Genomic DNA, 16,383 nt, shown 5'->3' with positions numbered 1-16,383 from the left:
CGCTTCATCTTTACGTTTTACTCTTGTTCGTTAGAAGTTGATTCGCCAAACGGATTGAAGAAACGTTAGCGTGAAAACCAAAGATACCTCTTGGACTATATGTTTACTTGTTAAGCGCAACAGAACTAAAAATGACACCCTTCATATGGAAGGATGCCACTCGATTTAATCTACTGTAACAGAAAGCTCTTTCACTACTAACGATGGTGATCCGTAACCGCCTGGCATGAACTTCAGGTCTGATCCCGCCTCTTCGATGTCTTTTAAATAATCGAAAAAGTTGCCTGCAATTGTCATCTGCTTGACAGCTGATGCAATTTTGCCGTCTTTAATATGGAAGCCTGTTGCTGCGATTGAAAAGTCACCTGAGACCGTGCTGGCTCCGGAATGAAGGCCGGATAAGTCTGTGATGAATACGCCTTCTTCCATGGATGCTATCAAGTCTTCCTTGCTCCTGTTACCTGGAGCGATATACATATTCAGTGGAGCAATTGTGAGTGTGCTTTTATATGAAGACTTATGTGCATGTCCCGTCGTTTCAACACCATCTTTTTTTGCCGTTTTCCGATTATGGAGTAGCGTTTCGAGTGTTCCACATGAGACGATTGCACGTTTTTTAGTTGCTACACCTTCACCGTCAAAATTTGAACCGGCAATTGCGTCTGGATGGGATGGATCATCAAGCAGCGTGAATGTATCGGCGGCAATCTTCTCCCCAACTTTCCCTTTTAGTAACGACTGACCCATTTGCGTATTTTCAGCCGAAAAGATCGGCGTGAACGCGGCAAGTAACGACGCGGATGCATCATGACGCATGATGATTGGATATTTCCGTGTTGGAATTGACTGTTCCCCAAGATTTGACAACGCTTCTTCCGCCACTTCTTTCGCAATTGCGTCGGCATCAAGCTCAGCGAAATTACGGGTCATTTTACCAAATCTTCCTGTTTTCATTTCTTCTCCATCTTTAACAACAGCGGAAATATAGATAATGAGACCATTTTGTTTTTCATTCAATGAAAGACTTTTGTTATTCGCCATAACACGCTCTTCAGAAAAGTCTTGCAGCATGCAATAGTCGAGTGTGATAATACGCGAATCATACGCAAAGACTTTCCTTTCAATTGACTTGATTAGTTCTATTTTCTCAAGGATAGACACTTGCGCAAGCTCTTCGCTATAGAAGTCATGCCCTGCGTAAATTTCACTGCCTTCAAAAATATCCGTTCCGTCGTCTTCATCAAGTACATCCGCATTCGCTTTTGCGCTGTCAATCAAAAATGCAATCGAGGATTCTTCGATTTTTTCCGTATAAGCATAGCCCATTTTCCCGTTGTAGAGACCACGAAAACCGAGACCGCCTTCCTCAGATGTCTCGTAACTATCGATTTCCCCTTTGAAAATCATGACGCGGAATGATTCGGACTTCTCATAATAAACTTCAGCTTCTTTGAAACCAGTTTCCATTGCTTCGGCTAATAGTTTCTTTTGAAATTCGTTGATAGTCATCAATTATTCCCCCTTCGTCCCGCCGACGGTAATTTCACTGACGCGAATCATAGGCTGGCCGACGTTGACAGGCAAACTTCCACTCATTGCTCCACACATTCCCGCGCCGTGTGCGAGATTATTACCCACCATGTCTACGAGCTGTAGCGTTTTTGCACCGTTACCAATTAATGTCGCGCCTCGTACTGGACGGTCAATTTTACCGTCTTTCACCAGGTAGGCCTCCGCCACGGCGAAGTTGTAATCGCCAGTTGCCGGATTGACTTGGCCACCACCCATATATCTCGCGTAAATACCACGTTCTGTCGATGCGATGATTTCTTCCGGCGTCGATTTACCCAGAGCAATGTATGTGTTCGTCATGCGCGATGTCGGGCTATAGCGGTACGACTCACGGCGAGAAGAACCGGTTGTTTCCGCATTCATGCGTCGTGCATTAAATTTATCAATAAGATAGCCTTTTAAAATCCCATTTTCAATCAGGACATTTTTTCGCGTTTTTTCACCCTCATCGTCAACATTGAGGGATCCCCATTCGTTCGGCAGCGTTCCATCATCGATGTAAGTGACGATATCTGACGCCACTTTTTCACCGATGCGGTTCGCAAAAACGGAGTTATTTTTCGCAACAGCGGTCGCTTCAAGCCCGTGACCACAAGCTTCGTGGAAAATAACCCCACCGAATTTATTGTCGATAATGACCTGGAACTTCCCGCTTGGACATTCATCCGCTTCGAGCATCGTTACTGCAATACGCGCTGCTTCACCTGCATAATGATTGAGGTCCAGGTTTTCGATAAATTCAAAACCAGCATGTGCAGCCGGTGCATAGAATCCTGTTTGCATTTCAATTCCGTCGGAAGCTGTCGCTTGAATTGAGAGCCTGCTATGAACACGTGTGTCTTCAACGAATTTGCCTTCGGAGTTCGCAATGAGCACATTCTGTTCTTCATCAATATAGCGAAGTTCAGCTTGCTTGATCCGTGCATCATAATTTCTTGCGATTTCATTGGCCTTTTTCATGACCGCTGCTTTTCGTGCATGTTCTACCGTTTGCGGCATTTGAGAAATTTTATGAATTGTAGGAAATGTTTCTTTCCGGAGCGGATGAATCGTCCCGCTACCTCCACCTTTGATGGCGAGTGCTGCACGTTTCGCCGCATTAACTAATCCTTCTTCCGTGAAATCGGTCGTATACGTGTAAATGCTTTGAAGTCCGGAAAAGATGCGGATACCGATACCGAAGTCACGACCGGATATACTTTTTTCTATCTTTCCTCCCTGCAACTCCATCATGTTTGTAAATTTGTCTTCAATGAACACTTCGGAGAAATCGCCCCCTGTGGAAAGTGCGGCTTCCAATACATTTTCAATAATTGATTGTTTGATCATATTCCCATTCCCCCTTCACTACCTTATTATAACGAATAGTTTACACAATAAAAGCGTTTACAAAAGTAATGTAGTATTTTCAGATAATTAGAGTATAACAAGAAGAAATATGACAGGAGCTATCCGTAGACTACACCCCATCTTTACTTTTCACACTTATTCGTTAGAATTCTGAATTTCTAATGAAGAGGGTTTGTTGAAATCCAATAAGTTCAATAGAAGTTGATTCATGCAAAGACTCGAGGTACTTAAGCTCTTTGTCATTTGAATTCATTCGGTATATCCTTTAGGAAGTAAGTACAAAGCTCACAATAAGTAAAACTACAGTTATTGATTTTTCCATAAAGCACCCTCCTGAAATTCTTATTTTGATAAATGAGCTATGCTATTCAAAAAATGAACAACTTTATCTTGCTCCGTTATTTCAATATAACTAATACCCGTATCGCCATTTTTAAAATAAAAGTCCTTAGTAACTGGCATGTGAAAAAATGAACGGAGAAGACAATTTATAACCCCACCATGAGCAACAATTGCAATTCTATTATACTGAGCAGAAGATAGAATCTTTGAGAAGATGGATTCTATTCGCATTCTGAACTCAATATGAGATTCCCCTCCTTCGATTCTCTCATGAAGGTATTTTGGATTAGGATATTTTTTTGCTTCCTTGAAAGATAGACCGGCTAGGATACCATTATTATATTCCATTAATTCTTCTTCAAAATGGATTGGACAACCGACTTTTTCTGCAAGTACCGACGCAGTTTCACTTACTCTTTGAAGGGTGCTAGCCCAAATAATTTCAGGTGGAAATTCATTTTTCACTCTTGCAGCCATTAAATGCACTTGATTACGCCCTTTCGCTGTTAAGGGAAAATCTGCTCTTCCTTCGTGTACATTTAATATATCTGCTTCTGACTCCCCATGTCTGATTAACAAGATTTCCAAATAGCTTCTCTCCAATCTTCTAAAGTGAATTTTTTATAATGCCACAACAATTATATGAAAATTACACCATATCTTCTTGTGTGGAAATAAAACATTAGTCACTAACTCCATTCAACATTATCGATAACTGATAATATAAGTGAAAATTCAATTAGCGACGGTGATAATACCATAAATAAAGCATCTCCTTTTTCTTTTTTGTTTTATTTGATATAAGAAAAAGGAATATAAATAACTATCACAGCCGTTTGAAAGGCTGGATTCAACATTTTAGTGGTGTGTCAACAAAATATCTCGGCAATTATTTGAGATGGTTTCAATTCCCTGATATTGTGAAACATAGAAGCGCTGTGGATTCTATAAGTAAAATGATAGTTAAAAGCTATTTATATCTAATTAATGAAACTTATTACTCATTAAGAACGTACTATTATTAGAAATGCAATTGTTTAACAATATAGGTAGAAGATTTTATCGAAGGAGTGCAGTTAATGAAGCATGGGCTAGTGTTTGGTGGATTACTTTTTTCAGCAACTATATTCGGTGTATTCGCCCAATGGTTCGCTTACTTTTTGAATGATAATTTTTGGGCAGTTTCACCAGTCTATTACGTAGATATACTAACAATTTTAAGTATTGTTATGTTTGTGACGGCTTTCATCTACGCAAAAAAGGCTTCAAATCAACTGTTGAAAATGGAAATCTCATTGTATTGTATTATCTTACTACTAGGAATACCGACAACTCTTTGGAGTGTTTTCGTATGTGCAATGTGGCAAGGATAAAGAATTTGAATTATTAGAGAGTAGAATACGTCTTACTGAACAAAAGAAATAAAGAAAGAACTATAAGACGGCTTGGACTAATTCATCATAAAAGTAAATAAAGTGCTCCAAAACGATTCTAATTCGAATCATTTTGGGGCACTTTATTTCAAATTTAAACAACTAGATCACAACTTTTTCCTGAATGAGAAACACCATTTATCATAATTAAATTTATCTTCGTAGAATCTATGGGCATCTATTCTATGGGTTGCCGATTCTAAAGCCACATATCCCGCTCCATTTTCTCTTGCCCAGTTATGAATATAATCTAATAGTTTTTCACCATATCCAAGAGAACGGTGAGATGCATCTGTTACCAAATCATATAAATATACATGGCGTTCACTATACAAATTCACCCTGATGATTAAACCAGCTAAGGCTACAATCTGATCTTCAGCAAATAATGCAAAAAGACGATATCCTTCTTTTTTCATCTCATTAAGTAAATCAAGGTACGCCTCTTCCGCTAAATCGATACGAAGCTGATGCATAACTGGGAAGGCTTCTTTCCATTGTTCCGTTGTTGTTAATTCTAAAATTTTCTCTGCTGAATTTACCATTATTAATCCCCCATTAGTTCTTAATTGAAGAGAGTGTCACTATATCTCCACATATTAATAAACAACGTCAAACTCTTTTACATACACTGCGTTTCCTGTTATCTCTACATCATAACTAACTTTATTTTTAGAAACGCTAACCAGTACTCGACCATTTTTTTCAATTTCATGCCCTTGCTCAACTATAAGATTTAGATTTTTTTCAAAATTACTATTTATATATTTCGCATAATAAGCCCCCATTACACCTGAAGCAGTTCCTGTAACTGGGTCTTCAATTGTACCTGAATAAGGTGATGAAAAGTGGCGAGCATGCATATGTGCATTTACATCATATGTTTCCAAACAAAAAGGATGTACAGATGCTTTGGGCATTTCTTTTAAAATAGTTGGGAACAATTTATTAGTAGGTTTCATTCTACTAAAAGAACTTAGTTTCTTAATCGGAACTAACAATGTCCATGCACCTGTACTTCCATAGACAATCGGTAAAGTAGAATCTACATCATCTATTTCAAGTCCCATCGAATGGGCCAATTCTTCAGATGAACCAGTAAATTCTTCAAACCGTGGTGAAGCCTGCTTCATCGTTATGGAAAATTCATCCGCTATTGTCTCTATACGTATTGGTAAAACGCCTACTTTTGTTTCAATTGTCAATTCACTTTTCGCACTTAATAACTCCATAGACTTTAAGGCGGAAAGGGTGGCCATTGTTCCATGCCCACATAAATCCATTTCGTGTCCCGGTGTAAAATAACGTATTTTAAGGTCGGCTACATCCGATTTAACCGGAAAGACAGTCTCATTGAAACCTACCTTGAAAGCTATTTCTTGCATTTCCGTATCTGTTAGATCATCTCCGTTTAAAACTACTCCCGCTGGATTCCCTTTGTTTGGTTCTTTACTAAATGCATCATAATGGTAAACATTTATCGATTTCACTTTTCATTTCTCCCATCAGTCCTATTTTGGGGTTGTCAGAAAATCCTCTTATCCATAGTAGGAACAAACCCCACCTAACACAGCTAACTGAAAATCAACGCCACGGTTGTCTCTAAGTACCTGAATCGCTTTGCCTCTATCTATTTTTAAAATAGCTGTACCCCGTACACCCATATGTCGTGCAATCAAAAATGTTTCACACATCCGAATCAACCCCTCCCAGCTGATCATGTAAAACGCCAAAAAGGTTAAAGAAATGCGCATTTTAATTATTAACTTTTAATGTCATTAGAGAAGAAGGGTTTAACTCCTCACTTTCAATAACAATAGCAGTTAAACCCATATCGGTTGTAGTTTCGTGCCATTCGCCCTTCTTCCAAAAAACTACATCACCTTTCTTAACAAAAATATTCGTATCCCCTTCTCCTCGAACCCAACCTTCTCCATTTACAATAACTACTAATTGGGGGACAACAGCTTGATGATAGCCAATAATACCACTTGCTTCTAAGTGCATACATCCTATATGAGCTGGCATAGTAGTCTTAATTATACGAGATATTATGAAATCCGAGTTAAATTTAGAGATATGTGTACCAACCTCTTTATCAAATCCATAAATTTCCATTATGAACCTCCTCGTAGAAAACACAAAAAGAGATTTCGACAAAATTACATTATCTTCCTCTACGTTTTCTTATTAATGGGAATAGGTAAGACTTTGAAATGTCGCTTCTCTCTTCCCATCCTCCACACCGTACGAGCCACTTTCATCACATACGGCACTCCATATTAATCGGTCGTGGCTACCTTCGAAGTTGTACCTCTAGAACCTTCAACTTATATGCAGGTCTATGCCGTAACTGTAAAGATTTAATTTCTTCGCGATTGCCTGTGAAGAGAAATTGTCCCAAGCTGTACTGTAAAGAGCAAGCAATCCTTCTTTTCGTACTTGATTTGCCCAAGCAATAACAGTTTCCGTACCATAGCCCTGTCCTTGATATGCTTCCATCGTTTCCACACTTGCCTCAGCAGCTTTTGTACTTTTTCTTGCACTACAACATACAGACACAGCTCTACCATCTTTTATGATGGCAAAAAAGGGTTGTCTCCATTTAAATTGCTCTAAAAGATTAGGGAATCCGATTTCTAGTAATTCCTTATTTTCATTTGTAATTTTAACTGCATTAGAAGTCATCATGAAGTTTTCAGGAAAGACATAAGCAGGCCCTACCCACAAGTTACTGATTGTCTTTACTTTATTTAAAATCCCTATTAACTTCGCCAAATTAATAGTAGTTTGATCTTGGTTAATAACTTCTATTATTTTATTTTTATAAGATTCGGGAAAATATGTATTAAAATGTATTCTATTGCCCTGTTTGGTACGACCAAGGAAAAATAAAGGTGCAGGTAAGTTCGACGGTTCATTTATTTCTGTAATTCTCCCTAAACTATCAGTTTTAAATAAAACCTCAGTTTGCATTTCCATTAATTCATTATCTGGAACCAGCTCTTTCCCCTCCTTAAATAGAATACCAATCACCGACTAACTTCAACATTACCGGTGATTGGCAAAAAATCAGATCTTAACTTCCAATGTCTTAAACAAGAACGAATACATATCCGTCTGCTCATCGATAATTTTCACAGTCGGCTTCCCTAGTCCGTGCCCTGCATTTTTCTCCACACGAAGAAGAATCGGATTGTCTCCTTGTTGCGCCGCCTGCAAAGTCGCAGCAAATTTCATAGCATGTAACGGAACAACACGGTCATCTGTATCAGCTGTCGTCACCAATGTTGGTGGATATTCCACTCCAGCTTTTACATTATGAAGCGGCGAATAAGCATACATAAACTTGAAATCTTCCGGGTTGGTTTCTGCATTTCCAAAATCGGTCACCCAGTAACGACCTACAGTAAACTTGTGATAGCGCAACATATCCGTAACCGGCACGAGACAAAGTGCCGCCCCATATAGCTCAGGTCGCTGCGTAATACATGCCGCAACAAGTAAACCGCCATTACTTCCACCCATAATCGCGAGCTTCTTGCTGTTCGTATAATTCTGTTCAATCAACCATTCCGCCGCGGCAATAAAGTCGTCAAAAACATTTTGCTTACTTTCCAATGTACCCGCTTTGTACCACTCTTCCCCAAATTCTCCGCCTCCACGTAAATTCGCAACCACATACACGCCGCCCGCCTCAATCCACAAACGCTGAGATGGAGAGAATGCTGGTGTCAAACTCACATTGAAACCGCCATAACCATATAATAGAACAGGATTTTCCCCATTCAATTCCAAGCCTTTTTTATGCGTTAGGAACATCGGAATACGCGTCCCATCTTTGGAAGGATAGAACACTTGCGTCGTTTCAAAATTTTCCGTTCCAACTAACTCTGAACCTTTAAATACCGGCGTAAGCTCAGCTTTTTCAAAGTCATAACCGGCAATTGTAGTTGGCACCAAGTATGATGTATACTCTATAAACATTGTTGTTGCTGACTTTTTCCCTGTTACCCCTACTATTGAAATATAATCTGGCAATGGAATTTCACGTTGGTATATCCCATCTAGGCCATAGATAGCAAGTTTATAGTGGGCGTTATGCAAATAGCAGATTACAAATTGATTGTTGATAATCTTCACGAACGACAGGACATCTTCCTGCTCTGGAATAACATCTATCCACTGTTCTTGCTCCGGGTTTTCCAAAGTAACAGCAATGACTTTTCGCTTCGGCGCATCATGACTCGTTGTGAAATAAAATAGCGTACCTTCATTCCCGATAAATGAATACTCCCCATCATCAGCCGCAAGTAAATAAACAAATTCTCCATCATTTTTAATATCTTTATAATAAATACGGCTCTTGTTTTCAGTACCTTTCCATACTGTTAAAATCAAATAACGATAATCATCTGATAGTGATGGACTGAAAGATAGTTCTTTATCCCCCGCGTCTTCATACACTAAAACATCCTCTTCTTGTACTGTTCCAACTGTATGCCAATAAACCTTGTTGAAATTACTTTCGTCTTCAGGATCCACAGTCCCTGGTTCAGGAAAGCGGTTATAGTAAAATCCTGTACCCTCTTCATTCCAAGCAATACTACTGAATTTACACCATTTCACAACGTCAGTTTCATCCTGGCCAGTTTTCAAATCACGAATCTTTATCTCCTGCCAATCACTCCCGTTCAAAGAAATACCGTAAGCTAAACGATCCCCATCCTTCGTAAAAGTCAGATTCGTAATCGCAGCGGTTCCTTCCTCGTTCAAGGTGTTCGGATTGATAACTACTTCAAGTTCAGACGTATTTAACTCCTTATTCCGATAAAATACAGCTTGATTTTGGAGTCCATCGTTTTTATAAAAATAGTAATAGGCCCCTTCTTTTTGTGGTACAGAGTATTTAGGGTAATTCCAGGATTTTGTTAATCTTTCTTTCACCTCTGCACGTTCTGAATACATCGCTAAAAACTTTTGAGTCGTTTCATTTTGCTCATCCACCCAATCTTTCACTTCGTTAGCACCCGGGTTTTCCAACCAACGATACGGATCTTGCACCTCTGTTCCGTGAAAATTTTCAATAACTGTTTCAACTTTTGTTGTTATGCTCAATTAAATTCCTCCTTACATTCTCTACCAACATATTTTACCACACTATTCGTATAATTAATTGTGTGCTAGGCACAGAAATTATTACTCTTCCCCCGCTCATGAATAATTATGTAGAAATATAAGAATTTAATAGTTGACATTCTATTTTCTTTTGTTATGATTAGTCCTAATTCCATAACGCTTCTAACTATTGTGATGGAGATACACTTTATGTGACGAGATCTTAAGAGAGCTGATGGTTGGTGAGAATCAGTGATTTCAAAATAAAGTAGCACTTCTGAATAGATAGGCTGAACCAATTTAGTAGGCCTATACGACACATGCCCGTTAAGCATGCTAACCAGACTGCCGGTATTCTTTGGCAGTAAAAAAGGGTGGTACCGCGTGAGTAATTCAGCTTTTCGCCCCTTACATTCGTAAGGGGAGAAGGGCTTTTTTTGTATTCAAAAATCGAGAGGAGAATGAAAATGTTACCAGATCAACAGTTATTGAGAATCCCAGGTCCGAGTCCTATCCCGCCAAGTGTCCAGCGAGCAATGAGTCAACCGATGATTGGCCATCGGGGGCAAGAGACTTCGGCTATGCTGAAAAATATTGGCCCTGGACTTAAACGTGTTTTTGGCACAACACAAGAAGTTGCAATCATTACAGGCAGTGGGACAGCTGGTTTGGAAGCAGCCGTCGTGAATACAGTTCAACCTGACGATGAAGTATTAGTCATTGTCACTGGCGCATTTGGCGACCGTTTCTCCAAAATTTGTGAAGCATACAACATCCACACGCACCGATTAGATGTCGAATGGGGAACAGCCTTAAATCCTACAGAAATCAAACAATACGTACAAACACATCCAAAAATAAAAGCCGTGTTCTCTACATATTGTGAAACATCAACAGGCGTTCTGAATCCCATAAACAAACTTGCGGAAGCTGTTCGTGAAGTATCCGATGCGCTCATCATCGTCGACGGCGTATCCTGTGTGGCTGGAGTCGAAACAAAAATGGATGAATGGGGAATCGATGTCATGGTGACAGGTTCTCAAAAGGCGTTCATGCTTCCAGCGGGACTGACATTCATCGCAGCAAGTGAACGCGCATGGGAAATTATTGAAAACAACGAACGTCCCCGTTACTATTTGGATTTGGCAAAATATCGGGACAATTTACTGAAGGATACGACTCCCTTCACACCTGCATTGTCCCTCCTTTTCGGGTTGGAACAAGTACTTAATCTAATGGCAGAGGAAGGTTTGGAACAGGTTTATGAAAGACATACGTTAATGATGAATATGACACGGGCCGCTTTTAAAGCATTGGAAATCCCTTTATTGACGAGCGATGCAGATGCCTCTCCTACCGTTACCGCTGTTCAACCAAATGATTTCGATGCAGAAGCATTTCGCAAAGTAATTAAAAAAGAATTTGGCCTTTCTGTCGCAGGCGGCCAACAACATTTAAGCGGTAAAATAGTCCGAATTGGTCATATGGGCTATTGCTCACCCGCAGATGTGTTGCAAACCATTAGCGCAATGGAAATTGGTTTGATGAAGATTGGAAAAAATATCGAGTTAGGTAAAGGAACCGCAGCTGCACAACAAATTTATCTCAACCAAGGAGTGCTGGTATAAATGGCTTTCAACATCTTAATTAGCGATCCGCTAAGCGAAGAAGGAATTTATCCATTAAGACAGGCTGAAGGGTTAAATATCGTCATCGACACGGAAAGTACTACTGCCGAGTTGGCTTCTAAAATCGGGGCATATGATGCATTGCTTGTCCGAAGCCAGACGCAAGTAACACGTGAAATCATTGAAAAAGCAACGAACCTGAAAATTATTGGACGTGCCGGAGTCGGTGTGGATAATATCGATTTAGATGCAGCGACCGAGCACGGCATCATTGTCGTCAACGCACCCGACGGCAATACGAACTCTGCTGCAGAGCATACGATGGCAATGCTCATGGCACTTGCGAGAAAAATTCCGCAAGCATTCACTTCATTGAAAAATGGACAATGGGACCGTAAATCTTTCATCGGCGTCGAGTTGAAAAACAAAACACTTGGTGTAGTAGGTCTTGGAAGAATTGGAGCAGAAGTGGCTCACCGTGCAAAGGGGCAGCGCATGAACGTCATTGCGTATGACCCATTCTTGACAGAAGAAAAAGCGAAGAAAATGGGCATCGATTTTGGAACAGTTGAGGATGTGTTAAAAGCAGCAGATTTCATCACTGTCCACACACCTCTATTAAAGGAAACACGCCATATGATCAATAAAGAAGCGTTCGATTTGATGAAGGCTGGCGTGCGAATCATTAACTGCGCACGCGGTGGTATCATCGATGAAGAGGCATTATATGATGCAATCATCTCAAAGAAAGTTGCTGGAGCCGCACTTGATGTATTTGAAGAAGAGCCATTTGTCGGCCATAAGCTGTTGACCCTTCCAGAAGTCATCGCAACACCACATTTAGGAGCAAGTACGTATGAAGCCCAACAAAGCGTAGCCGTCGATGTGAGTATCGATGTCGTCAACTTCTTTAGTGGAAAAGCTGTTCGCAATCCTGTAAACCTACCCTCTGTTTCAAATGAAGTATTGGCGAAGATTGCTCCATTCTTCGATTTGGCGGAAAAAATGGGTGTGTTCTTATCTCGCTTGCAAAACGCGGTGATCGAAGAAATCAATATCCATTATGCGGGAGACCTAGCGAACTTTGATGTGCGCCCACTCACACGCAATACAGTAAAGGGATTGTTGAAACGCAATCTTGGCAGTCATGTCAATGATGTCAATGCAAAGTTACTGGCAGACCGTTTTGGCATCAAAGTTAATGAACATAAAACAACAACGACAAAAGGTTTTTTGAATTTAATTACGGTGGAAATAGTCACTGAAAAAGGCGCAAGACGTGTTGCGGGTACTTTACTCAACGGATTAGGACCACGTATTGTGAAAGTGGATGATTATGTGGTGGACGTAGTTCCGGAAGGACATTTACTGTTCATCAGACATTGGGACCAGCCTGGAGCAATCGGTCGCGTCGGTACATTGTTGGCACAGGAAAATGTCAATATTGCGACAATGCAAGTGGGTAGATCAGCCTCCGGTGGGGATGCTATCATGATGTTGAGCGTGGATAATCATGTGGAGACTTCGGAGGTAAATCGGTTGAAAGAGCTTACGGATATCTATGATGTCAAAGTGATTGATTTGTAAGTGGGATTGGTCGCTTCGACATGTGAATCGGTCGCTTGATTGAGAGATTGGTCGCTTCGATGGGCGAATTGGTCGCTTCATTGAGAGAATGGTCGCTTCGATGGGCGAATCGGTCGCTTAAGCGGAAGATTGGTCGCTGCGTTGTGCGGATTGTAATGGCCTCAACACTTATCCTATAAAAAAAGAGGCGTCTAGTGAACTTATCACCGGAACGCCTCTCTTTCTTATAGTTTCTGTAAGATTGGAAAAAGCATTTCAAGATTATCGATTTCATATGTCGGAATAATTTCTCCGCTTCGCTCTTTCTGCTCTCGATTAATCCAGACAGATCTCATTCCAACTCGAGAAGAGCCCAGAATATCCGTCATTAAATTATCGCCTACCATAAGCGCTTCATCTGCGGTTACATCATTAAGTGCTAGTACATGTTCAAAAATCGTCGGCTCTGGCTTCCCTTTTCCAAAAGCTCCTGAAATGATAATATGATCAAAGTAAGGTGAAATTTCAGGTGTGATTTCAAGTTTCGTATGTTGCAAACTTGTTGAACCATTTGTTAATAGAACAAGTTTATAATTCCCCTTCAGCTTATCAAGCACTGAAAATGTTTCCTCGTAAACGAATGGACGTCTCTTTCGCTCTTGTGGGAACAATTCCGCTAACTCCCCCCCCAGTTTAGCGTCTTCAATCCCAATTCTATTGAGGCCTCTTGTCCACGCTTCCTGACGATAGCTTGGTACGATTTCCTTCATTTTTTGAAAAGATTCTCCTTCATCGTCAAAGGTTCCCCATAACCCTTCAAACGGGTTAATGCCAATCATTTGCGTGTATGCATACGTTTCATATGACGCGTAAAGTTCTCTTGCCTCTAATCTGACAGCTTCTTCAAGTGACGTCGGATCCAAATCATATGTATTTACAGCATGTTTACAAGTCATTTTAAATGCAGTTGCTACACTTTTATTATCCCATAGCAACGTATCATCCAAATCGAAAATAATTGCCTTTATCATAAAACAAACATCTCCTTTTAGCTTAAGTATACACGAATAAAAAGTGCCAGACATCAGCGTAATTCGACTAATTCCGAATTGAGTTGGTGCCTGGCATGTCTCAATAGATTTCACGATTCCAAAAGCGTTGCTGCGCAATTGCTTTCACAAATATTTGGTCAAAACTCGGATTTCCTTCCGCAAAAACAATCCCTGGACCCGCCGTTGCATTTGAGGCTTTAAAGAACGATTCACCAGTCGTCGCTATCCCGATTGGTTTATAATGCATGAACGCTTGATTAATGAAGGACACGATATCACTATCGAATTTCGCTTGATTAACAGCTGTTCCTCCAACAACATAAATCGAATCGAACAACACAGAATCTGTTGTGACAAACGATTCATTAACCATTACCCTAAGTCCATCTGAACCTTGGATCCATCCTAATCTCTCCCCAACAATATCAACGGTAATTCCATTATCTCTGAATGTTTTAACAGTTGCTTTCACCTCTGCCCCGTTGAATCCGTTACCAATTAATACGCCCACTTTTAATGTTTGCGGAACTCTTATCGTGTTCGCTTGACTGAGCGCTGGAGATGAGGCGGTAACAGTCGATTGCTCACCTGTTGGTCGATCAACCCCGACAGCATCGGCAATTGTCGTCGCCATCGCCTTATCAACATGGACGAACATGTCGACAACTTGTTGCCTCACACTCTTACTTTGCACTTTCCCTACCTCAAAGATGAATGCTTCTGTAATATGTTGTTTTTCTGGAAGTGTCATACTATTCCAGAAAAGTCTTGCTTGGGAGAAATGATCTTTGAATGAATCACTACGTGCCTGGATGATGCGACCTTCAACTTTCTCTGCGTAGTGGACGAATCCGCCTTCCGCTGCGGTGGATGTTGAAGGTGTATTATTCGCAAGGGAGTTTTTATGATAACTGACTTGCCCGACATCAATTCGCTGGCGGCTAAAGCCATTACGCTGGTTATTATGAAATGGGCAAACAGCGCGGTTAATAGGTATCTCGGTAAAGTTTGGACCACCAAGACGAATCAGCTGTGTATCTAAATAAGAAAACAGCCTTCCTTGAAGAAGCGGATCATTCGTGAAATCGATTCCAGAAACGACATTCCCCGGATGGAATGCAACTTGCTCTGTTTCTGCAAACACGTTGTCAACATTGCGATTCAATGTCATTTTCCCAAATATTTTCACAGGAACGACCTCTTCAGGCCAGATTTTCGTTGCGTCAAGAATATCAAAATCGAACATGAATTCATCTTTCTCTTCAATCATCTGTACACCCAGTTCGAATTCCGCAAAGTTTCCGTGTTCGATTGACTCCCATAGGTCTCGTCGTTGGTAATCCGAATCTTTCCCTGCAATTTTTTGGGCTTCATCCCATACGAGTGAATGTATACCGAGCGCAGGTTTCCAATGAAATTTCACAAAATGGGCTTTACCTTCGGCATTAACGAAGCGGAATGTATGAACACCAAACCCTTCCATCATCCGGAAATTTTTCGGTATAGCCCGATCTGACATTTGCCACATGACCATATGTGCCGATTCCTGATTATTCGCTACAAAATCCCAAAATGTATCATGTGCAGAAGCAGCTTGAGGCATTTCATTATGCGGTTCCGGCTGTATCGCGTGGATAAGATCAGGAAACTTAATCGCATCTTGTATGAAGAAAACAGGAATATTATTGCCTACAAGATCGTAGTTCCCTTCCTCTGTATAAAATTTAACAGCAAATCCTCGCACATCTCTTGCTGTATCTACAGACCCACGGCTCCCTACGACATTTGAAAATCTCGTGAACACTGGTGTTTTCGATCCCGCTTGCTGTAAAAATCCCGCTTTGGTAAATTCCTTCATTGATTCATACAATTCGAATTCACCGTGCGCTGCATAGCCTCGTGCATGAACAACACGCTCAGGAATACGCTCATGATCGAAATGAGTAATTTTCTCACGGAAATGAAAATCCTCTAACAACGTCGGACCTCGTATACCTGCCTTCAACGATTGTTCATCTTCTGAAACTTTCACCGACTGATTCGTCGTCATCTTTGTTCCATAATTATTCACACGAAACTGTGCCAACTGCTGATCCTTACTGTTCTCTTCTACTATATGCTTTTCATTCCCTGTAGAATTATCCACTCAATCCCCTTTCATTTCCCCAAAATATAATCGACATACTTTCACATCCTTATTATATGCAATAAAGCGGATGGGCGGTACAATCGAGTAGGAGGCTAATCATTATTTGATCAGCCGACCTCTCACACCACCGTACGTACCGTTCGGTATACGGCGGTTCAACCTTTTAAGTATCG

15 protein-coding genes, 1 pseudogene and 1 other annotated feature are annotated in these 16,383 nt (G+C 40.6%); of the genes and pseudogenes, 5 read left to right on the top strand and 11 right to left on the bottom strand.

The features are described 5' to 3' along the window. Positions 1-165 precede the first annotated feature (165 nt). From H4683_RS06205 to H4683_RS06195, 3 genes are all read right to left on the bottom strand, one after another. Positions 166-1,509, bottom strand: coding sequence for a TldD/PmbA family protein (locus H4683_RS06205; RefSeq protein ID WP_192597982.1), 1,344 nt, complete (start codon positions 1,507-1,509; stop codon positions 166-168). Positions 1,510-1,512: 3 nt separating this feature from the next. After that, positions 1,513-2,901, bottom strand: coding sequence for a TldD/PmbA family protein (locus H4683_RS06200; RefSeq protein WP_192597981.1), 1,389 nt, complete (start codon positions 2,899-2,901; stop codon positions 1,513-1,515). 363 nt (positions 2,902-3,264) lie between these two features. After that, positions 3,265-3,852 (bottom strand): histidine phosphatase family protein, encoded by a 588-nt coding sequence (locus tag H4683_RS06195; protein WP_192597980.1) that lies wholly within the window; start codon positions 3,850-3,852, stop codon positions 3,265-3,267. Positions 3,853-4,073: 221 nt separating this feature from the next. On the opposite strand from H4683_RS06195, the pseudogene H4683_RS06190 reads away from it, so the two are divergent. Next, a pseudogene (locus H4683_RS06190) lies at positions 4,074-4,289 on the top strand (IS1595 family transposase); the annotation flags it as partial. A 54-nt stretch (positions 4,290-4,343) separates the two neighbouring features. Continuing rightward, positions 4,344-4,637 (top strand): hypothetical protein, encoded by a 294-nt coding sequence (locus tag H4683_RS06185; protein WP_192597979.1) that lies wholly within the window; start codon positions 4,344-4,346, stop codon positions 4,635-4,637. Positions 4,638-4,804: 167 nt separating this feature from the next. Here the strand turns inward: H4683_RS06185 and H4683_RS06180 are convergent, their stop codons facing one another. The 6 genes from H4683_RS06180 to H4683_RS06155 all read right to left on the bottom strand — a co-directional run bounded on the left by H4683_RS06180 (position 4,805) and on the right by H4683_RS06155 (position 9,815). Continuing rightward, positions 4,805-5,242 carry a GNAT family N-acetyltransferase gene (locus H4683_RS06180; RefSeq protein WP_192597978.1) on the bottom strand — a complete coding sequence of 146 codons (438 nt, stop codon included), beginning with the start codon at positions 5,240-5,242 and terminating at the stop codon, positions 4,805-4,807. A gap of 54 nt (positions 5,243-5,296) precedes the next feature. After that, entirely contained in the window at positions 5,297-6,187 is an 891-nt protein-coding gene (locus H4683_RS06175; RefSeq protein ID WP_192597977.1) for a PhzF family phenazine biosynthesis isomerase, read from the bottom strand. A gap of 48 nt (positions 6,188-6,235) precedes the next feature. Then, positions 6,236-6,391, bottom strand: a complete 156-nt coding sequence (locus H4683_RS06170) for a hypothetical protein (RefSeq protein WP_192597976.1) — start codon at positions 6,389-6,391, stop codon at positions 6,236-6,238. A gap of 61 nt (positions 6,392-6,452) precedes the next feature. Continuing rightward, on the bottom strand, positions 6,453-6,815 hold the full coding sequence (locus H4683_RS06165; RefSeq protein WP_192597975.1) for a cupin domain-containing protein: 363 nt from the start codon (positions 6,813-6,815) through the stop codon (positions 6,453-6,455). 207 nt (positions 6,816-7,022) lie between these two features. Beyond that, entirely contained in the window at positions 7,023-7,733 is a 711-nt protein-coding gene (locus H4683_RS06160; protein ID WP_338062406.1) for a GNAT family N-acetyltransferase, read from the bottom strand. Between the two features lie 36 nt (positions 7,734-7,769). Then, positions 7,770-9,815 (bottom strand): prolyl oligopeptidase family serine peptidase, encoded by a 2,046-nt coding sequence (locus H4683_RS06155; RefSeq protein WP_192597974.1) that lies wholly within the window; start codon positions 9,813-9,815, stop codon positions 7,770-7,772. Between the two features lie 183 nt (positions 9,816-9,998). Continuing rightward, positions 9,999-10,227 (top strand) — a binding site (T-box leader). Positions 10,228-10,282: 55 nt separating this feature from the next. On the opposite strand from H4683_RS06155, the gene H4683_RS06150 reads away from it, so the two are divergent. The 3 genes from H4683_RS06150 to H4683_RS06140 are packed head-to-tail and all read left to right on the top strand — an operon-like array spanning position 10,283 to position 13,209. Beyond that, complete coding sequence (locus tag H4683_RS06150) at positions 10,283-11,443, top strand: pyridoxal-phosphate-dependent aminotransferase family protein (RefSeq protein WP_192597973.1); 1,161 nt, start codon at positions 10,283-10,285, stop codon at positions 11,441-11,443. Continuing rightward, positions 11,444-13,030, top strand: a complete 1,587-nt coding sequence (gene serA, locus H4683_RS06145; protein WP_192597972.1) for a phosphoglycerate dehydrogenase — start codon at positions 11,444-11,446, stop codon at positions 13,028-13,030. 35 nt (positions 13,031-13,065) lie between these two features. Beyond that, positions 13,066-13,209 carry a hypothetical protein gene (locus H4683_RS06140; RefSeq protein WP_192597971.1) on the top strand — a complete coding sequence of 48 codons (144 nt, stop codon included), beginning with the start codon at positions 13,066-13,068 and terminating at the stop codon, positions 13,207-13,209. 45 nt (positions 13,210-13,254) lie between these two features. Here the strand turns inward: H4683_RS06140 and H4683_RS06135 are convergent, their stop codons facing one another. Then, complete coding sequence (locus tag H4683_RS06135) at positions 13,255-14,040, bottom strand: HAD family hydrolase (RefSeq protein ID WP_192597970.1); 786 nt, start codon at positions 14,038-14,040, stop codon at positions 13,255-13,257. Between the two features lie 100 nt (positions 14,041-14,140). Then, complete coding sequence (locus tag H4683_RS06130; protein WP_192597969.1) at positions 14,141-16,207, bottom strand: catalase; 2,067 nt, start codon at positions 16,205-16,207, stop codon at positions 14,141-14,143. Positions 16,208-16,383: the final 176 nt, after the last annotated feature.

The organism is Sporosarcina limicola (genome assembly GCF_014873855.1).
Lineage (GTDB): Bacteria > Bacillota > Bacilli > Bacillales_A > Planococcaceae > Sporosarcina > Sporosarcina limicola.
This window is presented reverse-complemented; position numbering and strand designations above follow the sequence as displayed.